We start from the raw sequence: 19,779 nt of genomic DNA on the forward strand, positions 1-19,779 counted from the left end.
CTGGCTCCTACGCGGGAGGGCGCGTAGGAGCCAGCTTGCTGGCGATCCAGACACCACAGAATATCCATTTAAAACTAACCCCCTCCCACCGCTGTCTCTGAGTTATCTCCCCTCAGAGCACCCTCGACCGCATGAGCAGACCCACCGATTTCGCTCAGCGCTGGTTTTCGGCAAAAGGCTGGAAGCCGTTTCCCTTTCAGAAAGAAGTCTGGGCGGCGGTGAAAAAAGGCGAGTCAGGATTGCTCCATGCCAGCACTGGCTCGGGCAAGACCTACGCCGTCTGGTTCGCCGCGCTCAACCGCTTCGCCCGTGCCGCTCCACCCACTACCGATGACAAACCCCGCAAGCGCAAACCGCCGGCCGAGCCTTTGAGCGTGATGTGGATCACGCCGATGCGCGCCCTGGCGGCGGACACTGCGCGGGCGCTGGAAGCACCGTTGGGCGATCTGGATATTCCCTGGACCGTGGGCCTGCGCACCGGAGACACCAGCAGCAGCGAGCGCGCTCGACAGGGTCGCCGCCTGCCTTCGGCGCTGATCACCACGCCCGAAAGCCTGACATTGCTGCTCACTCGCGCCGATGCACAGGCGACGCTCTCCACGTTGAAGGTCGTGGTGGTGGATGAGTGGCATGAACTGATCGGCAATAAGCGTGGCGTGCAGTTGCAACTGGCACTCGCACGCCTGCGTCGATGGAACCCACAACTGATCGTGTGGGGTATTTCCGCAACGCTGGGCAACCAGGCTCATGCTCAGCAGGTTTTACTCGGCGACGGCGGGGTCAGCGTCCAGGGCAAGATCGTCAAGCATTTGCAGGTCGACACCCTGCTGCCGCCCTCCATCGAGCGTTTTCCCTGGGCTGGCCATATGGGGCTGCGCATGTTGCCTCAGGTGGTGGCCGAAGTGGACAGCAGCGCCAGCTGCCTGGTGTTCACCAATACGCGCTCGCAGTCGGAGATCTGGTATCAGGCTTTGCTGGAAGCGCGACCGGACTGGGCCGGGCTGATCGCCTTGCACCATGGCTCGCTGGCGCGTGAGGTGCGCGACTGGGTAGAGCGCGCGCTCAAGGAGGGCCAGCTCAAGGCGGTGGTCTGTACGTCGAGCCTGGACCTGGGCGTGGACTTTCTTCCCGTGGAGCGCGTCTTGCAGATCGGCTCGCCCAAGGGAGTCGCGCGCCTGATGCAGCGCGCCGGGCGCTCCGGTCACGCGCCGGGCCGTCCGTCCCGCGTGACGCTGGTGCCGACCCACAGCCTGGAACTGGTGGAGGCCGCAGCCGCCTGCACCGCGGTCGCGGCGCGGATGATCGAACCTCGGGAGTCACCCCACCTGCCGCTGGACGTGCTGGTCCAGCATCTGGTCAGCATGGCTCTGGGCGGAGGCTTTCAACCCGACGAATTGCTCGCCGAAGTACGCACGGCCTGGGCCTATCGCGACCTGACCGACGAGCAGTGGCAATGGGCGCTGGCGTTCGTACGCAACGGCGGCCATTCGCTGACCGCCTACCCCGATTACCGCCGCGCAGAGCCTGATGAACAGGGCGTATGGTGGGTTCCGGATGCGCGCCTGGCACGTCGACATCGCATGAGCGTGGGGACCATTGTCAGCGATGCGACCATCCTCCTCAAATACTGGAAGAAAGGCGGCGGCGGAGGATCGCTGGGCAGCGTGGAGGAAGGCTTCATCGCGCGGTTGCGTCCAGGCGACGGCTTCCTGTTCGCCGGCCGGGTGCTGGAACTGGTCCGCGTGGAAAACATGACCGCCTACGTCAAGCGCGCCACCGGCAAGAAAGCCGCGACACCCCGCTGGAATGGCGGTCGCATGCCGCTGTCCAGCGAGCTGGCCGAAGCGGTGGTGGAGAAGTTCGACGCTGCCGCGCGAGGCGAATTCGCCAGCCCCGAGATGCAGGCCGTGCGACCGCTGCTCGAAGTGCAGCAACACTGGTCGGGGTTGCCGCGGCGCGACACCCTGTTGGCGGAAACCTTGAAGTCCCGCGAAGGCTGGCACTTGTTTCTGTACCCGTTCGCCGGCCGTCATGTGCATCTGGGTCTGGCGAGCCTGCTGGCGTGGCGCCTGAGCCGCAACGCGCCGCTGACGTTCTCGATTGCCGTCAATGATTACGGCCTGGAGTTGCTCTGCGCCAGCGAGGTGGACTGGCGCCAGGAGTGGCAGGATGGTCTGTTCAGCCAGAGCGATCTGCTGAGCGACATCATCGCCAGCCTCAATGCCGGCGAACTGGCCCTGCGCCGCTTCAGGGAAATCGCCCGGATTTCGGGACTGGTGTTCTCCGGCTACCCCGGCGCCTCCAAGAGCAACCGTCAGCTTCAGGCGTCGAGCGGGCTGTTCTTCGAGGTGTTCAAACGCTATGACGCCGGCAACATGCTGTTGACCCAGGCGGAGGAGGAAGTCTTGCGTCAGGAGCTGGATCTGGAGCGTCTCGAACACACACTCGATCAGATCAACCGGCGAACGCTGGACATGCATGCGATCAAGCGGGCCACCCCCCTGGCGTTTCCCTTGCTGGTCGAACGCTTTCGCGAAAGCCTCAGCTCGGAAAAACTGGCCGACCGGATTGCGCGCATGGTACGCGATCTGGAGAAAGCCGCGGGTCCGGAGGTCAGCCGTTGAGTCCTCATCAGATCGTCACACTAGCTGGCGCGGAAATCTGGCTGCTGGCCGACAAAGCCATCTACTACCCCGAACACAAGGCCCTGCTGATCGCCGACATACACTTCGGCAAGGCAGCCGCCTACCGCAGGCTGGGCCAGCCTGTGCCACATGGCACTACGCAGGTCAATCTGGAACGGCTCGACCGTCTGCTGGAAAACCATGCGACCGAACAGCTGGTTTTCCTCGGGGATTTCCTGCACGCACCCGAATCCCATGCCAGCGGCACGCTGGCCGCTTTGGACGCCTGGCGCGCGCGGCATGCGGATCTGCGCGTTGTGCTGATACGCGGCAACCACGACAAGCGCGCCGGCGACCCCCCCGCCAACCTGCGTTTTGAAGTCGTGGAAGAGCCGCTGGTGATGGGGCCGTTCGCCCTGCAACACGAACCCGATATTCATCCCACGCTGCACGTGCTGGCCGGCCACGTTCACCCCGTCTACCGGCTGCGCGGCAGAGGGCGGCAAAGCTTGCGCCTGGCCTGCTTTTACCTGGGTGAAAAAGTCAGTCTGATGCCGGCTTTTGGCGAGTTTACCGGCGGGTATGCAATCCAGCCGACCGACGATAGTCGGGTCTTCGTCATGGGAGACGGAGCGGTCTGGCCGATTGGCTGATTGCTTGAACAGCGAGAACTGAAACGCTTCAGTTAAGGAAAAAGTCTTGATCGTTCGCGAACGACCTTGCGCCTGTCCATAGGCCGGGGCCGTCCGCCAACGCGGACAAGCTCAGTGAAATCAGGATAGGGTCAGGCAACCGGAGCCGGTGGTGGCTCGTCAGGAATGGTAGGCTCGCCAGGTTCGCTGGGTTCCTGGAATGGAATGTCCGGGTCCGGCTGGCCCGGAATGCCAGCGCCGACCATGTTCAGGTGCGCGGGGAAATTCGAATGTGCCAGCAACGACCAGGCCAACAGCCCGATCTCGTTGGGCGCAGGAGACGATTCCCGGTCAGATGTTTTGTAGTCGGTCTTCATAGGGCACTCCCGTCAGTGGTCCCGCACGCAACGTGCCTGCGGGAACATGTCAGCCAATAGAGTGCGCAAACCGGTATTAATTCAATTTGCGTCTGACGAAACGGGCTGTCAGGTACGCGGCAGGGTCACGCCGCGCTGCCCCTGATACTTGCCGCCACGGTCTTTGTACGAGACTTCGCACTCTTCGTCCGACTCCAGGAACAGCATCTGCGCCACGCCTTCGTTGGCGTAGATCTTCGCCGGCAATGTCGTCGTGTTGGAGAACTCGAGAGTCACATGGCCTTCCCATTCCGGTTCGAGCGGCGTGACGTTGACGATGATGCCGCAACGGGCATAGGTGCTCTTGCCCAGGCAGATGGTCAGCACGTTGCGCGGAATGCGGAAGTACTCGACGGTCCGGGCCAGGGCGAAGGAGTTGGGCGGAATGATGCAGACATCGCTCTTGATGTCGACGAAGCTCTTCTCATCGAAGTTTTTCGGATCGACGGTCGCCGAGTTGATGTTGGTGAACACCTTGAATTCGTCTGCGCAGCGCACATCGTAGCCGTAGCTGGAAACGCCGAAGGAGATCAGGCGGTCGGCGCCCTCGCCACGCATCTGGCGCTCGACGAAGGGTTCGATCATGCCGTGTTCTTGCGCCATGCGGCGAATCCACTTGTCCGATTTGATGCTCATGGCGGTGTCCTGAATAGCGAGGTAAAGAAAGATGCCGGGCATCTTACCGGGCCGGGGCGCCGTGTTCAAAGGCCTTCGGACGGTGGCCGGCGGCACGGAGGCCGCAGTTTTCGCGGCCTTGCAAATAATCACGCGAGACCATTGGCACGTCTCCCAAAAAGGGTTAAGGTGGCGCCACTGTGTTGCTTGTGTCACTGAGAATCTCTACACGATGTTGAATTTCGATCCAACCATCTCCATGAATTTTCCAGCTCTTTGCACTCAGTCTCGGCCAGGGCTTTTCCTGAACCGCAGTTAACTTTGTCCAAGGAGATACATCATGTCCAATCGCCAAACCGGTACCGTTAAGTGGTTCAACGATGAGAAAGGCTTCGGCTTCATCACTCCACAATCCGGTGACGACCTGTTCGTGCACTTCAAAGCTATCCAGTCCGACGGCTTCAAGAGCCTGAAAGAAGGCCAGCAGGTTTCTTTCATCGCTACTCGCGGTCAGAAAGGCATGCAGGCTGAGGAAGTACAAGTTATCTAACTTGTGCTGATCGCTTGAAAAAACCCCGCTCTCAACAGCGGGGTTTTTTTATGCCTGCGAAAACACACCGGTGGGAGCGGCCCGCCGTCAGGCCGCTCGCACAGCGTCATCCTCGGATCAGTCGTCGCTCACCGAGATGCTCGGCATGGCAGGGGTCGCGGCTTCCTGCAAGACAATACGGGCACCAACGTGACGAGCCAGCTCCTGGTAGACCATGGCGATCTGGCTCTCGGGCTCGGCAATGACCGTCGGCTTGCCGCCATCGGCCTGCTCGCGAATCAGCATGGACAGCGGCAGAGAGGCAAGCAGCTCGACGCCGTACTGGGTCGCCAGTTTCTCGCCGCCGCCCTCGCCAAACAGATGCTCGGCATGGCCGCAATTGGAGCAGATGTGCACGGCCATGTTCTCCACGACGCCCAGCACCGGAATGTTCACCTTGCGGAACATTTCCACGCCTTTCTTCGCATCGAGAAGCGCGAGGTCCTGCGGCGTGGTCACGATCACCGCGCCGGCCACCGGTACTTTCTGCGCCAGCGTCAACTGGATGTCACCGGTGCCTGGCGGCATGTCGATGACCAGATAATCGAGGTCGTTCCAGGCCGTCTGAGTCACCAGCTGCAGCAACGCTCCGGACACCATGGGGCCGCGCCACACCATGGGCGTGTTGTCGTCGGTCAGAAAGGCCATGGACATGACGTCGATCCCGTGCGCCTGAAGCGGCACGAACCATTTCTGATCCTTGATCCTCGGCCGCGTGCCTTCCGCAATGCCGAACATAACGCCCTGGCTGGGGCCGTAGATGTCCGCGTCGAGAATGCCCACCCGCGCGCCTTCCCGGGACAGCGCCAGCGCGAGGTTGGCGGCCGTGGTGGACTTGCCCACCCCGCCCTTTCCAGAAGCGACCGCGATGATGTTCTTGACGCTGGCGAGCCCCGGAATCTGGCTCTGGGCCTTGTGCGCCGCGATCACCGTGGTGATCTCGACCCGCGCTGCCGTCACGCCATCCAGCCCCTGGAGCGCGGTTTCCAGCACTTGCGCCCAGCCGTTGCGAAACAGGTCGGCGGCATAGCCGAGTTCCAGCCGCACGGTGACCTGCCCGCCCTGGATATCGATGGCCCGAACGCAACCGGCGCTGACCGGGTCCTGGTTCATATAAGGGTCGGTGTATTGGCGAAGAATCGTCTCCACCGTTGCGCGATCGAGTGCGCTCATGGGCTCGCTCCGAAAAGACTGACTGAAACAGGCGGCTATCCTAACTGTTCTCGGCGCCCGCGACATGGTTTCGCTGCGTCAGAAGGATGATTCCCACAACGCGGCGGGATGAAAAAAAACTCCCGGACCTTTATAGTGGCCGACCTCCGTTTCACTTCAAGTAGCCGAGCCCATGTCCGAGCCACGCCAGATTCTCGTTACCAGCGCCCTCCCCTATGCCAACGGTTCCATTCACCTTGGCCACATGCTCGAGTACATCCAGACCGACATGTGGGTGCGGTTCCAGAAGCATCGCGGCAATCAGTGCACTTACGTCTGCGCCGATGACGCCCATGGCTCGGCGATCATGCTGCGCGCCGAACGTGAAGGCATCACGCCCGAACAGCTCATCGACTACGTGAAGGCCGAACACAGCGCTGATTTCGCCGATTTCCTGGTGGATTTCGACAACTTCCACTCGACCCACTCGGACGAGAACCGGGAACTGTCGAGCATGATCTACAAGCGTCTTCGCGACGCGGGCCACATCGCGACCCGTTCGATCACCCAGTACTTCGACCCGGACAAGCAAATGTTCCTGGCCGACCGGTTCATCAAGGGCACCTGCCCCAAGTGCGGCACCGAAGACCAGTATGGCGACAACTGCGAGAAATGCGGCGCCACCTACGCTCCGACCGATCTGAAGGACCCCAAGTCCGCGATCTCCGGTGCAACGCCGGTGCTCAAGGAATCCAAGCACTTCTTCTTCGACCTGCCGGCCTTCGACGCCATGCTCAAGAGCTGGACCCGCAGCGGAGCCTTGCAGGACGCGGTTGCCAACAAGATCGCCGAATGGCTGGATGCCGGGCTGCAGCAGTGGGACATTTCCCGCGACGCCCCTTACTTCGGTTTCGAGATTCCGGACGAACCGGGCAAGTACTTCTACGTCTGGCTCGACGCGCCTATCGGTTACATGGCGAGCTTCAAGAACCTCTGCGCCCGCCGTCCTGACCTGGATTTCGACGCCTACTGGAACAAGGACTCGACGACCGAGCTGTACCACTTCATCGGCAAGGACATCGTCAACTTCCACGCCCTGTTCTGGCCCGCAATGCTGGAAGGCGCCGGCCTGCGCAAGCCTACCGCGGTCAATGTGCATGGCTACATCACGGTCAACGGCCAGAAAATGTCCAAGTCGCGAGGCACCTTCATCAAGGCCCGCACCTACCTGGATCATCTGTCGCCCGAGTACCTGCGTTATTACTACGCGTCCAAGCTAGGCCGCGGGGTGGACGACCTGGACCTCAACCTCGAGGACTTCGTGCAGAAGGTCAATTCCGACCTGATCGGCAAGGTCGTGAACATCGCCAGTCGTTGCGCGGGCTTCATCCACAAGGGCAATGCCGGTGTGATGGTTGAGGGCAACGCTGCGCCTGAGCTGACCGACGCGTTCCTCGCGGCTGCGCCGAGCATCGCCGACGCCTACGAAACCCGTGATTTCGCCCGTGCCATGCGCGAAATCATGGCGCTGGCGGACCGCGCCAACGCGTTCATCGCCGACAAGGCCCCTTGGGCACTGGCAAAGCAGGAAGGCAAGCAGGACGAGGTGCAGGCGATCTGCGCACTGGGCGTGAACCTGTTCCGCCAACTCGTGATCTTCCTGAAACCGGTTCTGCCGGCGCTCGCTGCCGACGCCGAGAAATTTCTCAATGTCGCGCCCCTGACCTGGGACGGCCACCTGACACTGCTCGGCAACCATCAGCTGAACCCCTTCACAGCGCTGATGACCCGTATCGATCCGGCCAAGATCGAAGCCATGACCGCGGCATCCCGCGAAGATCTGGTTGACGCGAGCGCGGACGCAGCGCCCAAGGGCAACGGAGAACTGGCCAAGGATCCGCTGTCGCCCGAGATCGACTTCGATACCTTTGCGGCTGTGGACCTGCGCGTGGCGCTGATCCTCAAGGCCGAGCATGTCGAGGGCGCCGACAAGCTGCTGCGCCTGACCCTGGATATCGGCGACGAGCAACGCAACGTGTTCTCCGGCATCAAGAGCGCGTACCCGAACCCGTCCGAACTGGAAGGCCGTCTGACGATGATGATCGCCAACCTCAAGCCGAGAAAGATGCGCTTCGGCATCTCTGAAGGCATGGTAATGGCGGCGGGCCCCGGCGGAGAGGAAATCTACCTGCTCAGCCCGGACAGCGGCGCCAAGCCCGGCCAGCGCATCAAGTAAGGTCCAGCGGCTCCGAGCGCATCGACCGAATGCGCTCGGGTGTCCGCGACAGTTTCTCGCGTCTACGCTTGCATAAAACGCTCCCTGCGAACATCCGTCATTCCCCATGCGATCATGATCGACGTAACCCCCACGCTTGTCCGCGCCAGACCCGCTGACCTCATCGAACAGATCGATGCGCTGTTGCCGCAGACCCAGTGCGGCAAGTGCGGGCATGCCGGCTGCAGACCTTACGCTGAAGGCATCGCGACTGGCGAGCCGATTAACCGATGCCCGCCCGGTGGTACGGAGACCATCGCCCGGCTTGGCAAACTGCTCAAGGTTCCGACCTTGCCTGTCGATGCCGAACGAGGCGAAGGCCATGCCCAGGTCGCGCACATACGTGAGGCCGAGTGCATCGGCTGTACCAAATGCATCCAGGCCTGTCCGGTCGATGCCATCATCGGCGCGGCGAAGCAGATGCACACGGTTCTTCGCGACGAGTGCACGGGTTGTGATCTGTGCGTAGCGCCCTGCCCGGTGGACTGTATCGAAATGCACCCGGTGCAGCGCTATCAGCTTGTTCCGCTCGTCGGCGGACTCGCGGTGTCCCCGCAGGACTTTGCGGCGCGTGATGCCAAGCGTGAGCACGCCCGGCAGCGCTTCGAAGCCCGTAACGCCAGACTGCAACGGGAACGTTCGCGCGCGAGCCGTGAGCGGCCGCCGGGCCTCCCCCAGGCCACGACTATTGCTGACACCCCGGTCAAACCGGCCGTCAGCGCAAACGACGAATTCATCAAGAAGGCCCGTATCGCGGTAGCCATGAGTCGGGCGCAATTGACCAAGTCTTTGAAAGCCTTCGGCCACCCGCCGGTTGCCGAGCAGGCCGCGCAATTGCGGGTGTTGCAGCAGGCATACGAGACAACCGAGCGAGAGCTGGAACGACTGCTCGGCGGCGCTGCGCCGCAGCCCCACGCTACCCCCGATGCCGCCGCGATCAAGCGGGCCAAGCTTCGTGTAGCCATGGCACGTGCGGCTGTCGCCAAAGCCGGCGGTGGCACTGCGACAGGCGAGCAGTTTGCCGCGTTGCAGGATGAACTCCAGCAAGCCGAGCAGGCCTTGTCACAAGCCCAGCAAGGCGCAGGCAGCCAGATGCCCGCCTGATGCAACGTCAAACGCAAGCAGTGCTCAGGTTTGGCGATTGAGAGCACCCGTGGCAAATTACCTGATCATCTTGCGCCGGACTTCTGGCCCGCCGCGCCCCTCAAGGAATCACTTCGCTCATGAACGCCGCCAAACGCCTGGAGATCTTTCGCAGGCTGCACGAGGATAACCCCGACCCCAAGACCGAACTGGCCTACACCACGCCTTTCGAACTGCTGATTGCGGTCATCCTGTCGGCGCAGGCTACCGACGTCGGGGTCAACAAGGCGACCGCACGCTTGTACCCGGTTGCCAACACCCCCCAGGCCATTTACGAACTGGGGGTCGACGGACTGTCGGAATACATTCGCACCATCGGTCTGTACAACAGCAAGGCCAAAAACGTGATCGAAACCTGCCGGCTGTTGCTGGAGCGACACGGCGGGGAGGTGCCGCAGACGCGCGAGGCGCTGGAAGCTCTGCCGGGGGTCGGTCGCAAGACTGCCAACGTGGTGCTGAATACGGCGTTCCGACAGGTTGCGATGGCCGTCGACACCCATATTTTCCGGGTCAGCAATCGAACCCGGATTGCCCCCGGCAAAACCGTGCTGGAAGTCGAGAAGCAGCTGATGAAGTTCGTGCCCAAGGACTACCTGCTCGATGCGCATCACTGGCTGATCCTGCATGGCCGCTATGTCTGTCAGGCGCGCAAACCTCGATGCGGAAGCTGTCGAATCGAGGATCTGTGCGAGTACCAGCACAAGACCTCGGATGATTGATTGATAGCGTTCAGGCGGACATATCGATTAAAAAAATCTTTTTTACCCGTTCGGAGAATGCCGTTATAAGGTGCGCCATGACAGCCCAAGCCTGGAGTTGACTTATGAGCACTGGCAAAGAGCAACTGGACGTCGACGACGATTTCATCGCTGTCGATGCCGACGACAGCGAGCAGGTGGCCGCCGAGCCGGCCAAGACCAATTTGAGCAAACGGCGGACCATCGACAACATGCTTGAAGAACGACGGCTGCAAAAGCAGCTCGCCGATTACGATTTCGATCTTTGAAGCCTGATAGCGCACCTGTCATGCAGGGCCCTTGCGCCAGCATCAAAGCCTCGATTCGGAGGCTTTGAACGCCCCCCAGCGCTCCCGGGATGCGTGCCCCGCCTTCGCTCAGACCAAGCCGTTGCGCTGAGCCAGTTCGATGAGATCCACCAGGGAATGAGCATTGAGCTTGAGCAATAGCCGCGTCTTGTAGGTGCTGACGGTCTTGTTGCTCAGAAACATACTGTCAGCGATCTCCTTGTTGGTCTTGCCGCGGGCCAGTTGCTGCAGAACCATCATTTCCCGCCCGGACAGCCGGTCGACCATATCGGCCTCGCTCGCGTTGCCCATGCTCGACCTGACGGTGTGCAAAGCCTGATTCGGAAAGTAGCTGTAGCCGGAGAGCACCGCTTTAATAGCGCTCAGCAGCTCCGTCAGGTCTTGCTGCTTGCAGACATATCCGGCAGCCCCGGCCTGCATGCAGCGCATGGAGAAGTGGCCTGGTGCCTGGGAAGTCAGGATCAGGATCTTGAATGGGAGGGTCATCGCGGAAAGCCTGGCGATGACCTCCAGTCCGTCCAGCTTGGGGATGCCGATGTCGAGGATGACTATATCGGGCAGGTGCTCGCGCGCCAGCTGCAAAGCGTCCACGCCATTGTCAGTCTCCGCGATGACTTCGTAGCCATGACGCTCCATCAGCATGCGCACAGCGAGGCGAATGACAGGATGATCATCCACGATCAGCACTTTATTCATGGGGCAGTCCAGTTTCGATATTCGATTTTTTAGAGTCGGCACAATAGCTTAGTCGTTTAGTGCTTTGCATGACGCTTACCCCTTCGGACAGATAGCCAAAGACCATTCCCACGAATACAACAGAAGATTCCTACAAAACTGGACACTAATGAATTGTTTTCCATGACCATCATACGCTTCCCTATTGAAATCTCTGTAGTTGTTGCGCTCAGGAATCGCCAACGATGAGCCGCTGCCCGTGACGACGCTGGCTGTGAAGGCCAACTAAAATGTCTTCCTGCCCTGACCTTCGACATGCCGGGCTTTCCGGCTCAACACCGCACTCACGCCTGCTTGCAATAGCCGACTGACCCGCGAATTCCGGCAAATTTACAACCTGACTCCAGAATAAGCCCAATCCTCGAATGTGCCACACGGCGAGGTCATAAAGTATTGCCGTCCGGTCGCGCGCTGTCGCTGACAGTTCACTCAAGCGTTGAAAACTACACACTTGCCGGTATCAATTTCATACATATATGTATTCAGAGAAGAAACTTACTTTATATACAGAAATTTCCCACAAAGAGACATCGATCATTTCGCCCGAAAACGTCAAACCGTCGCATTCGCCTGACCGCTCGAACCGCGCTATCTAATGGCTTACCGCCACCCTTCACCGACACACGATCAGGGTTGGTCGAACCCGTGTTTTCGGTCTGGAGCTCCTTCGACATGCAGGTAATACTATCTATTTCAGGGAATCCATAGCTCTACCATTAATTAAGAAAGGTACTACAAAACTAACAGACATTGGTATTATCGGCGTAAGACATATCCGGCCCAGCAAAAACGATCCCTATTTTCCACCCCTTTTTTACTTGCAAATTCTATTACCAGTCGTTACTTTTTTAAGAACAATCATTATCTCGCCAACAAACACCCGTTCATAATAGATGTCAAAACTTGTGAGGCGGTGCCACTACAGGCTAAACGATAGTGACCACAAGGACTCGACCTACTGAAGTAACCGGAAGGATCCGGACAACATGAACACGGCCAACCCACAGTATTCCGCCAGTGACCGTTTTCTGAATGGCATGATCAGGCTTACTAGTTGGCCGTGTGTGTAACCATGTTCAAAAAGGGATATACCATGAACAGCAAGTCTTCTTGCTCCACAGTAAAAGATTCGACCGCCTTGTCGTTGTCGGCGGCGGTTGAAGAGTTTGTTTCCAGAGGAGGTGTCATATCGGTTATTCCAGACGGCGGAGTAGCTGAAAGCCCTGGCACTTACAACGTGGAACTTCCCGCCGACCCGGACAACGATGCCGAGGATGGCAAGCTGGAACTGCTCAAGGAACTCGTCGCAAAGGGCGCCGGCGTCTCCGCATTGCAGTATTCCCTACGCATGAACAAGAAAGAAATTCGCCAGATGGCGACTAGCAACGGCGTGAAGATCAGCTACAGCCGTCCCGTGAAGCAGATCAAGCGCGAAGCATTGTCGCAGGCGTGTGGTCTGGACGACGTGATCGCCGGACATGCCATGCACTACTCCAGTCTTGGCTACACGGCCGTGGAAATCGCCCAGATGCTGGGGCTGACGATTCGTCAGGTCTGGGACATCGGCAAAGCCTATCGATTCGAGTTCCGGCAGAACCGCGACGGTGAAAGACCATGAGCCGCTCTGCGCACAGCCATGCACAGAAGGAACGCTGACATGAATTCTCGAATGCGCCTCCTTGATCCCATCGGTGTCATTGCACTGTTCGCCGGTTTGTCCGAGGCATCGGCGGCAACTGTATTGCCTTATCTGGACAATGAAAACCGGCAGGCCTACATATGGTTTCTCATCATTTTCCCGTCCTTTCTCGTTCTCCTGTTCTTCCTGACGCTCAACTTCAACCCGACGGCGCTTTATCCGCCATCTACCCTCTGCCCGGCGGACGATGAACCGTCGACCTGCAATTGCTGGATGAATTCGCCCCGACAAGATCGGGATCCGTCATTTTTCCATGACGGGGTAACAACTAGACAGCATCAGAACAATGCCTGCGAGGAACAGCAAAACCTGTAGGAAATCACGACACAGATTGCCGTTCTCTCCTTTTACCAGACGAGAAAACCAACCATGCTCAAAGAATACTGGACCGGTCACACGCGTAACGAAAGGCGCCCTCGTGGCTTATACATTGCCTGCATCGCAGCGATGCCAAATCGGGACTAACCTTCAAGAACCAGGCATTTCAGGACCGATGCATGAGGGTTATCCAACTTCGGTCGACGGCCGAGCTTCATGAACACTGATCATTCGATGGAACAATCATGTCGAAATTAAGGGAATACCGCGAAATCGAACGGACACTGCAGGTCTATCAGGACAAGTTGAAAGCCATGGAAGCCAATGATCAACTTACCCGGTTTCTGGAATTCGAAAAGAAACTGAGTGCCTTGATGAAACGCTACAACATGGGGATTGCCGACCTGGTGGATTTTCTCAACCTGCCGTTGAGGCACGCTGGCCTGACGGTACATGAGCTACCGGGACAATACAGACAACTGCAAAAGAACAGGCGCAAGAGCTTCAAGTAATGCGCTCCAGCGGAGGACAACGAGGATGCAGCCGGTGCGGCTGCATCCTCATGCGGATCAGAAGAACTTGCGTCCCTTGTTGGCCGCGATGCGCATGCGCAGGGCATTGAGCTTGATGAACCCGGCTGCGTCAGCCTGGTTGTAGGCGCCGCCGTCTTCTTCGAAAGTCGCGATGTTGGCATCGAACAGCGAGTCGTCGGACTTGCGACCGGTGACGATCACGTTACCCTTGTAGAGTTTCAGGCGCACCACGCCGTTGACGTTCACCTGGGAGGCATCGATCATCTGCTGGAGCATCAGACGCTCAGGGCTCCACCAGTAACCGGTGTAGATGAGGCTGGCATATTTGGCCATCAGCTCATCCTTGAGGTGGGCGACTTCACGGTCCAGAGTGATGGACTCCATGGCCCGGTGAGCGCGCAGCATGATGGTGCCGCCAGGCGTCTCGTAGCAGCCGCGGGACTTCATGCCCACGTAGCGGTTCTCGACGATATCCAGACGGCCGATACCGTTTTCGCCACCGATGCGGTTCAGGGTTGCCAGAACGGTCGCTGGCGTCATTTCAACACCATCCAGCGCAACGATATCGCCGTTGCGGTAGGTCAGCTCAAGGTAGGTGGGTACGTTCGGCGCGTCTTCCGGCGACTTGGTCCAACGCCACATGTCTTCTTCATGCTCGGTCCAGGTGTCTTCCAGCACGCCGCCCTCATAGGAGATGTGCAGCAGGTTGGCATCCATGGAATAAGGCGATTTCTTCTTGCCGTGACGCTCGATCGGAATGGCGTGCTTCTCGGCGTAGTCCATCAGCTTTTCGCGCGACAGCAGATCCCATTCACGCCACGGAGCGATGACCTTCACGCCCGGTTTCAGCGCGTAGGCGCCCAGTTCGAAACGGACCTGGTCGTTGCCTTTGCCGGTGGCACCATGGGAAATGGCATCCGCCCCGGTTTCATTGGCGATTTCGATCAGACGCTTGGCAATCAGCGGACGAGCGATGGAAGTACCCAGCAGGTACTCGCCTTCGTAGACGGTGTTGGCGCGGAACATGGGGTAGACGAAATCACGCACGAATTCTTCGCGCAGGTCGTCGATGTAGATTTCCTTGACGCCCATGGCCTGGGCCTTGGCGCGTGCCGGCTCGACCTCTTCGCCCTGCCCCAGGTCAGCGGTGAAGGTCACCACTTCGCAGTTGTACGTATCCTGCAGCCATTTGAGGATTACCGAAGTATCCAGGCCCCCGGAATACGCGAGAACCACCTTGTTTACGTCCGCCATGCCATCACTCCACCGGGTTGTACGGAAAACCAGCGATTCTACCGTTCCAGCCGGAAAATTTACAGAGGCGCGACAGCTTCTGACGACGAGGCGACGTTAGGGCCGCCGATGCCCATAGGCTCAGGAAGTGGCGGCTGCACTGGCAGTGGATGCGACGGGCGCGGGACGCTCGTCGGGCGCTACTCGTTCCAGATGCACATTCACCCGGCGATTGCGCGCGCGGTTGGCGTTACTGGTATTGGGCACCAGCGGGTAGCGCTCGCCATGAAAGCGCAGCGTGATCTGCTCTTCCGGGATACCCTGCGCCTTGAAATAGTCCATGACTGCCAGCGCCCGGCGGCGCGACAGATCGCGGTTGGTCAGCCGGTTGCCGCTATTGTCCGAGTGTCCATCGAGCTCGATGTGATTGACCGTGGGATCGGCCTTCAGGTACGCAACCATGGTATCCAGACGGGCCTTGGCCTTGGCATCCAATTCGATTCCGCCACCGGGGAAGCCGACCTCCGACTGCTTGACCTGATCGAAATTCATCGGCAGCAGCTTTGCGGTACAGGCCTGGTAGTCCGCGAAGGCCTTGCTGAACTTGACCGGCAGCAGGCGGACTTCCAGGGTGCCACCATCCCTTGAATGGTGGCGAATGAGCGGAGTGCGGCCTTCCATCAGGCCATTGATCAGCCGTCCGGCCTGCGCCTGCGAAGTATTGAACGGAATCTCGCCGTTGCCGACCCGCACCGATCCCAGATTGATGTCGCCCCGACCGGGTTGCCACGGCGCCGCTGCGGCGAGCAGCGTCGCCGAACCGCTACCAAGCGCCGCATAGGAAGCCTTGAGGCGGAACGTCGCCTGTTCGCCGGCACGGCGCACGAACTCGCCGGCACCGAAATCGGTGATCGGCTGGCTCAGGCGGCACTCGAACTGGTCCCCTTCGACTTTCCACTCGATGCTCTCCAGACGCGTCTGGAAACTGATCGCCATCGCCGGGACGCTGACAAACACACTGAGCAGGGCTACATATAGCTGGCGCACGGGGGGCTCCACTTGAAAATGACGCGAAACAAAATTGCTTCCTACAACGGGCTATCGGTTACTTCCTACAAAACTTGATAGCGAGTGCCTGAGGGAGTCTTTTCCGGTAGCATTCCCAGCGAGTTTGACCCGCCTGGAATTCCCAATGTCCGACCGCCTGACCCTCTTGCGCCCCGACGACTGGCATATCCATCTACGCGATGGAGCTGTCTTGCCTAATACCGTTGCTGATGTAGCCCGTACATTCGGCCGTGCCATCATCATGCCTAACCTGGTTCCGCCCGTGCGCAACGCGCAGCAGGCAGACGCGTATCGCCAGCGAATCCTCGCCGCGCGTCCGACCGGCAGCCGCTTCGAACCGCTGATGGTGCTGTACCTCACAGATCAGACCACCGCCGAAGACATCCGCGTCGCCAAGGCCAGCGGTTTCGTCCACGCCGCCAAGCTGTACCCGGCCGGGGCCACGACCAACTCGGACTCCGGCGTAACGGCCATCGACAAGATCTTCCCGGCGCTCGAAGCCATGGCTGAAGTCGGCATGCTGCTGCTGGTGCACGGCGAAGTCACCCGCGGCGAGATCGACGTGTTCGACCGCGAAAAGGTGTTCATCGACGAGCACCTGCGCCGGGTCGTCGAGCGATTCCCGACATTGAAAGTCGTGTTCGAACACATCACCACCGCCGACGCGGTGCAGTTCGTGAACGACGCTTCGGCCAACGTGGCGGCGACCATTACCGCGCATCACCTGCTTTATAACCGCAATCACATGCTGGTCGGCGGTATTCGTCCGCATTTCTACTGTCTGCCGATTCTCAAACGCAACACGCATCAAGTCTCGTTGCTGGACGCCGCCACCGGCGGCAGCGGCAAGTTCTTCCTGGGCACCGACTCCGCGCCCCATGCCCAGCATGCAAAGGAAAACGCCTGCGGCTGCGCCGGCTGCTACACCGCCTACGCCGCTATCGAGCTGTACGCCGAGGCCTTCGAACAGCGCAATGCGCTCGACAAGCTCGAGGGCTTCGCCAGCTTGCATGGCCCGGCCTTCTACGGTCTGCCGGCCAACCAGGACACCATTACTCTGGTCCGTGAAGAATGGACCGCCCCCGCCAGCCTGCCTTTCGGCGAGCTGACCGTCATCCCGCTGCGCGCCGGAGAGAAGTTGCGCTGGCGTCTGCTGGAGGAACATGTGTGAGTGAAGATCATTTCGACGACGACCTGGACGGTCAGAGCGGTGGCGGACCACGCCATCCGATGGCCGCTCGTTTTCGCGGTTATCTGCCCGTCGTCGTCGACGTAGAAACCGGTGGCTTCAACTCGGCGACCGACGCCCTGCTGGAGATCGCGGCGGTCACCATCGGCATGGATGAAAAAGGCTTCGTGTTTCCCGAGCACACCTATTTCTTCCGCGTGGAGCCGTTCGAAGGAGCCAACGTCGAACCCGCAGCGCTGGAGTTCACCGGGATCAAGCTCGATCATCCGCTGCGCATGGCCGTCAGCGAAGAAACCGCGCTGACCGACATCTTCCGTGGCGTGCGCAAGGCGCTCAAGGCCAACGGTTGCAAGCGTGCGGTGCTGGTCGGCCACAACGCCAGTTTTGACCTGGGCTTTCTCAACGCGGCAGTGGCTCGTATGGACATGAAGCGCAACCCGTTTCATCCGTTCTCCAGCTTCGATACCGCGACCCTCGCCGGTCTGGCATACGGTCAGACCGTGCTAGCGAAAGCCTGCCAGGCGGCTGGCATCGATTTCGACGGTCGCGAGGCTCATTCGGCCCGTTACGACACGGAGAAGACCGCCGAGCTGTTCTGCGGCATCGTCAACCGCTGGAAGGAAATGGGCGGCTGGCACGATTTCGACGATTGAGCCTTCGCTCCTGAAAAAACCGGCCTTGTGCCGGTTTTTTTATGCATCGAACGCGCCTGTTCTTTAATGATCAAGCGGCGCCAGGCGACCACTCATCGGAGTCAGTCAAGAACAGTTTTGACAAGCATTCTCATTACCATTAGTCTCCTCGGCACCAGGCAATCACTAGCGACGGTTCCCCACTTATGTATGTATGTCTCTGCCAAGGTGTTACTGACGGTCAAATCCGGGACGCGATTCTGGACGGCTGCTGCAGCTACCGGGAAGTACGCGAGGCAACCGGCGTTGCCAGCAAGTGTGGGAAATGTGCGTGTCTGGCGAAGGAAGTGGTGCGTGACACCCTGACCGAGCTGCAGAGCAGCCATGCGGCTCTGGCTTATCCGGCAAAATTTTCTGCCGCCTGATTTACCCTCTTTCAGAGAACCGGACCCAGTGTCCGGTTTTTTTATGCCTGTAATTCAATCGCTTAGCACCAAGATGCGGAACTCAAACATTCTTATTTCTATTTAATTTCACTTAGTATTCAATAACTTAGGTTTGACAGACTTTTAAGCGCGGATCAAACTCGCGGTCTATCTACACAAGCCATTGGCAGGACCCCGGACATGAAAGGCGACATTACAGTCATCCAGCATCTCAACAAGATCCTCGGAAACGAGCTCGTCGCGATCAATCAGTATTTTCTCCATGCCCGCATGTATGAAGACTGGGGTCTGAACAAGCTCGGTGCCCATGAGTACCACGAGTCCATCGACGAGATGAAACACGCGGACAAGCTCATCAAGCGCATCCTCTTCCTTGAAGGCCTGCCCAACCTTCAGGACCTGGGCAAGATCCTGATCGGTGAGCACACCCGCGAAATGCTCGAGTGCGATCTGAAGATTGAGCAAAAAGGTCTGGCCGATCTGAAAGCCGCCATCGCTCACTGCGAGACCGTTGGCGATTTCGGCAGCCGCGAAATGCTTGAAGACATTCTCGAATCCGAAGAAGAGCACATCGATTGGCTGGAAACGCAACTCGGCCTGATCGACAAGATCGGCATTGAAAACTACCTGCAGTCGCAAATGGGCGAGTAATCACCGCCTTTGACCTGCAGCCATGAAAAAGCCCCGCCTCATGCGAGAGCGGGGCTTTTTCTTGTCTGTCTGCCGAGCAATGGTGAACCTGAATACTGGGCAATGCCTTGCGCAGGTGCGCATATCAATGCGCAGCTTATCTGCTCATTCGCCGCTGGATCTCCAACCCAAACCCTATAACTAATTGATTTATAGGGTAAATCTTGTACTGGCACGCCTTTTGTAATCCGTTCTGCTTTTAGCCCATCGCCAAGGAGGCTCGGCATGGCTCAAAAGGACGGCACCGTGCCACAGCGGCGCGCCACCTGTTTTCCCCGCACCGCGGCCAGCGCCATCAGTTCCTGTCCTTTCAAGGGGCCGGACATCGCCATCGTGCCGGTGCGCTACGCACTCGACCGCTCGCGCTTCGATGTCGATGGCGAAGCCCTTAAACCGCTGCCCAGGGACGGCGTCTGGGCACAGCTGCCGGCGCTGCATACGCGTGGTTATACCCTTCGCCAGTTGTACGACGGCTTTGTGTACGTGTTCGACGAAACCGCCGACACCTTCCACGAGTACGCGGTCAGCGGCGCGGATGCGACGCTCACGCTCATCAGCCGAGCCGACGTATCGCCCGCTGCGGACATGCCCCCGCCCCGGTCTTATCTCTCTTACCCACGCACTCACCAGCTGCGCCTGGCGTTTTCCTCCCGGCCCTGGAGCCCACGACTGTGCGAACAAATGCGCGCCAGCCCCGAACATCGCGCCCGGTGGATGACGGCTCTGGATCTGTCGCGCTACAGCC

The 19,779-nt window shown here is 59.6% G+C and carries 21 protein-coding genes; 15 read left to right on the forward strand and 6 right to left on the reverse strand.

The annotated features are described in order from the left end of the window. Nucleotides 1-131 precede the first annotated feature (131 nt). Nucleotides 132-2,624, forward strand: a complete 2,493-nt coding sequence (locus TRP66_RS07255; protein WP_333400699.1) for a ligase-associated DNA damage response DEXH box helicase — start codon at nt 132-134, stop codon at nt 2,622-2,624. Then, complete coding sequence (gene pdeM / locus TRP66_RS07260) at nt 2,621-3,277, forward strand: ligase-associated DNA damage response endonuclease PdeM (RefSeq protein WP_333400700.1); 657 nt, start codon at nt 2,621-2,623, stop codon at nt 3,275-3,277. The genes TRP66_RS07255 and pdeM overlap by 4 nt, the downstream gene beginning before the upstream one ends. A 131-nt stretch (nt 3,278-3,408) precedes the next feature. On the opposite strand, the gene TRP66_RS07265 is transcribed toward pdeM, so the two are convergent. Further along, the gene (locus TRP66_RS07265; protein ID WP_333400701.1) at nt 3,409-3,633 is read right to left on the reverse strand and encodes a hypothetical protein; all 225 of its coding nucleotides are present in this window, start codon (nt 3,631-3,633) and stop codon (nt 3,409-3,411) included. A gap of 108 nt (nt 3,634-3,741) precedes the next feature. Next, nucleotides 3,742-4,308: a dCTP deaminase gene (gene dcd, locus TRP66_RS07270; protein WP_017126297.1), complete on the reverse strand. Its 567-nt coding sequence runs from the start codon at nt 4,306-4,308 to the stop codon at nt 3,742-3,744. A gap of 319 nt (nt 4,309-4,627) precedes the next feature. On the opposite strand from dcd, the gene TRP66_RS07275 reads away from it, so the two are divergent. Beyond that, nucleotides 4,628-4,837, forward strand: a complete 210-nt coding sequence (locus tag TRP66_RS07275; protein WP_002554837.1) for a cold-shock protein — start codon at nt 4,628-4,630, stop codon at nt 4,835-4,837. 117 nt (nt 4,838-4,954) lie between these two features. Here TRP66_RS07275 and apbC read toward each other — a convergent pair whose 3' ends face one another. Beyond that, a complete protein-coding gene (apbC, locus tag TRP66_RS07280; RefSeq protein ID WP_333400782.1) occupies nt 4,955-6,049 on the reverse strand; it encodes an iron-sulfur cluster carrier protein ApbC in 1,095 nt (364 codons plus the stop codon). A 172-nt stretch (nt 6,050-6,221) separates the two neighbouring features. Here apbC and metG point away from each other — a divergent pair, with 172 nt between their 5' ends. From metG to TRP66_RS07300, 4 genes are all read left to right on the forward strand, one after another. Beyond that, nucleotides 6,222-8,264: a methionine--tRNA ligase gene (metG, locus tag TRP66_RS07285; protein WP_333400784.1), complete on the forward strand. Its 2,043-nt coding sequence runs from the start codon at nt 6,222-6,224 to the stop codon at nt 8,262-8,264. Nucleotides 8,265-8,378: 114 nt separating this feature from the next. Continuing rightward, complete coding sequence (rsxB, locus tag TRP66_RS07290) at nt 8,379-9,407, forward strand: electron transport complex subunit RsxB (protein ID WP_333400785.1); 1,029 nt, start codon at nt 8,379-8,381, stop codon at nt 9,405-9,407. A gap of 119 nt (nt 9,408-9,526) precedes the next feature. Beyond that, nucleotides 9,527-10,165 (forward strand): endonuclease III, encoded by a 639-nt coding sequence (nth, locus tag TRP66_RS07295; RefSeq protein ID WP_333400786.1) that lies wholly within the window; start codon nt 9,527-9,529, stop codon nt 10,163-10,165. A gap of 104 nt (nt 10,166-10,269) precedes the next feature. Then, on the forward strand, nt 10,270-10,452 hold the full coding sequence (locus TRP66_RS07300) for a PA3496 family putative envelope integrity protein (RefSeq protein WP_333400787.1): 183 nt from the start codon (nt 10,270-10,272) through the stop codon (nt 10,450-10,452). Nucleotides 10,453-10,560: 108 nt separating this feature from the next. On the opposite strand, the gene TRP66_RS07305 is transcribed toward TRP66_RS07300, so the two are convergent. Further along, complete coding sequence (locus TRP66_RS07305) at nt 10,561-11,187, reverse strand: response regulator transcription factor (RefSeq protein ID WP_125831275.1); 627 nt, start codon at nt 11,185-11,187, stop codon at nt 10,561-10,563. Between the two features lie 1,132 nt (nt 11,188-12,319). Between TRP66_RS07305 and TRP66_RS07310 the strand changes: the two genes are divergently transcribed. The 3 genes from TRP66_RS07310 to TRP66_RS07320 all read left to right on the forward strand — a co-directional run bounded on the left by TRP66_RS07310 (nt 12,320) and on the right by TRP66_RS07320 (nt 13,755). Next, a complete protein-coding gene (locus TRP66_RS07310) occupies nt 12,320-12,844 on the forward strand; it encodes a hypothetical protein (protein WP_333400788.1) in 525 nt (174 codons plus the stop codon). A 39-nt stretch (nt 12,845-12,883) separates the two neighbouring features. Continuing rightward, nucleotides 12,884-13,240, forward strand: a complete 357-nt coding sequence (locus tag TRP66_RS07315; protein WP_333400789.1) for a hypothetical protein — start codon at nt 12,884-12,886, stop codon at nt 13,238-13,240. A gap of 248 nt (nt 13,241-13,488) precedes the next feature. Then, on the forward strand, nt 13,489-13,755 hold the full coding sequence (locus TRP66_RS07320) for a hypothetical protein (RefSeq protein ID WP_333400790.1): 267 nt from the start codon (nt 13,489-13,491) through the stop codon (nt 13,753-13,755). Nucleotides 13,756-13,812: 57 nt separating this feature from the next. On the opposite strand, the gene TRP66_RS07325 is transcribed toward TRP66_RS07320, so the two are convergent. Then, a complete protein-coding gene (locus TRP66_RS07325) occupies nt 13,813-15,030 on the reverse strand; it encodes an argininosuccinate synthase (RefSeq protein WP_333400792.1) in 1,218 nt (405 codons plus the stop codon). A 120-nt stretch (nt 15,031-15,150) separates the two neighbouring features. Beyond that, entirely contained in the window at nt 15,151-16,056 is a 906-nt protein-coding gene (locus TRP66_RS07330) for a flagellar protein MotY (protein ID WP_333400793.1), read from the reverse strand. A gap of 145 nt (nt 16,057-16,201) precedes the next feature. On the opposite strand from TRP66_RS07330, the gene pyrC reads away from it, so the two are divergent. The 5 genes from pyrC to TRP66_RS07355 all read left to right on the forward strand — a co-directional run. Next, nucleotides 16,202-17,248 (forward strand): dihydroorotase, encoded by a 1,047-nt coding sequence (gene pyrC, locus TRP66_RS07335; RefSeq protein WP_333400795.1) that lies wholly within the window; start codon nt 16,202-16,204, stop codon nt 17,246-17,248. Beyond that, on the forward strand, nt 17,245-17,919 hold the full coding sequence (rnt, locus tag TRP66_RS07340; RefSeq protein WP_333400797.1) for a ribonuclease T: 675 nt from the start codon (nt 17,245-17,247) through the stop codon (nt 17,917-17,919). The genes pyrC and rnt overlap by 4 nt, the downstream gene beginning before the upstream one ends. A 185-nt stretch (nt 17,920-18,104) precedes the next feature. Next, entirely contained in the window at nt 18,105-18,323 is a 219-nt protein-coding gene (locus TRP66_RS07345) for a bacterioferritin-associated ferredoxin (protein WP_333400798.1), read from the forward strand. Nucleotides 18,324-18,524: 201 nt separating this feature from the next. Next, on the forward strand, nt 18,525-18,995 hold the full coding sequence (gene bfr / locus TRP66_RS07350) for a bacterioferritin (protein ID WP_333400800.1): 471 nt from the start codon (nt 18,525-18,527) through the stop codon (nt 18,993-18,995). A 264-nt stretch (nt 18,996-19,259) separates the two neighbouring features. Further along, nucleotides 19,260-19,779, forward strand: a 520-nt coding sequence (locus TRP66_RS07355) for a toxin VasX (RefSeq protein WP_333400801.1), incomplete at its 3' end; no start/stop codon positions are given.

The sequence above is a fragment of the Pseudomonas sp. JDS28PS106 genome, from assembly GCF_036706555.1.
Lineage (GTDB): Bacteria > Pseudomonadota > Gammaproteobacteria > Pseudomonadales > Pseudomonadaceae > Aquipseudomonas.

Excerpts from the sequence above, each read along its gene's own strand:
- TRP66_RS07325 (WP_333400792.1), bottom strand. The coding sequence starts at position 15,030 with ATGGCGGACGTAAACAAGGTGGTTCTCGCGTATTCCGGGGGCCTGGAT.
- TRP66_RS07255 (WP_333400699.1), top strand. The coding sequence starts at position 132 with ATGAGCAGACCCACCGATTTCGCTCAGCGCTGGTTTTCGGCAAAAGGC.
- TRP66_RS07345 (WP_333400798.1), top strand. The coding sequence starts at position 18,105 with ATGTATGTATGTCTCTGCCAAGGTGTTACTGACGGTCAAATCCGGGAC.
- TRP66_RS07315 (WP_333400789.1), top strand. The coding sequence starts at position 12,884 with ATGAATTCTCGAATGCGCCTCCTTGATCCCATCGGTGTCATTGCACTG.
- dcd (WP_017126297.1), bottom strand. The coding sequence starts at position 4,308 with ATGAGCATCAAATCGGACAAGTGGATTCGCCGCATGGCGCAAGAACAC.
- nth (WP_333400786.1), top strand. The coding sequence starts at position 9,527 with ATGAACGCCGCCAAACGCCTGGAGATCTTTCGCAGGCTGCACGAGGAT.
- TRP66_RS07305 (WP_125831275.1), bottom strand. The coding sequence starts at position 11,187 with ATGAATAAAGTGCTGATCGTGGATGATCATCCTGTCATTCGCCTCGCT.
- apbC (WP_333400782.1), bottom strand. The coding sequence starts at position 6,049 with ATGAGCGCACTCGATCGCGCAACGGTGGAGACGATTCTTCGCCAATAC.
- bfr (WP_333400800.1), top strand. The coding sequence starts at position 18,525 with ATGAAAGGCGACATTACAGTCATCCAGCATCTCAACAAGATCCTCGGA.
- TRP66_RS07310 (WP_333400788.1), top strand. The coding sequence starts at position 12,320 with ATGAACAGCAAGTCTTCTTGCTCCACAGTAAAAGATTCGACCGCCTTG.
- rsxB (WP_333400785.1), top strand. The coding sequence starts at position 8,379 with ATGATCGACGTAACCCCCACGCTTGTCCGCGCCAGACCCGCTGACCTC.
- pyrC (WP_333400795.1), top strand. The coding sequence starts at position 16,202 with ATGTCCGACCGCCTGACCCTCTTGCGCCCCGACGACTGGCATATCCAT.
- TRP66_RS07300 (WP_333400787.1), top strand. The coding sequence starts at position 10,270 with ATGAGCACTGGCAAAGAGCAACTGGACGTCGACGACGATTTCATCGCT.
- metG (WP_333400784.1), top strand. The coding sequence starts at position 6,222 with ATGTCCGAGCCACGCCAGATTCTCGTTACCAGCGCCCTCCCCTATGCC.
- TRP66_RS07320 (WP_333400790.1), top strand. The coding sequence starts at position 13,489 with ATGTCGAAATTAAGGGAATACCGCGAAATCGAACGGACACTGCAGGTC.
- TRP66_RS07265 (WP_333400701.1), bottom strand. The coding sequence starts at position 3,633 with ATGAAGACCGACTACAAAACATCTGACCGGGAATCGTCTCCTGCGCCC.
- TRP66_RS07275 (WP_002554837.1), top strand. The coding sequence starts at position 4,628 with ATGTCCAATCGCCAAACCGGTACCGTTAAGTGGTTCAACGATGAGAAA.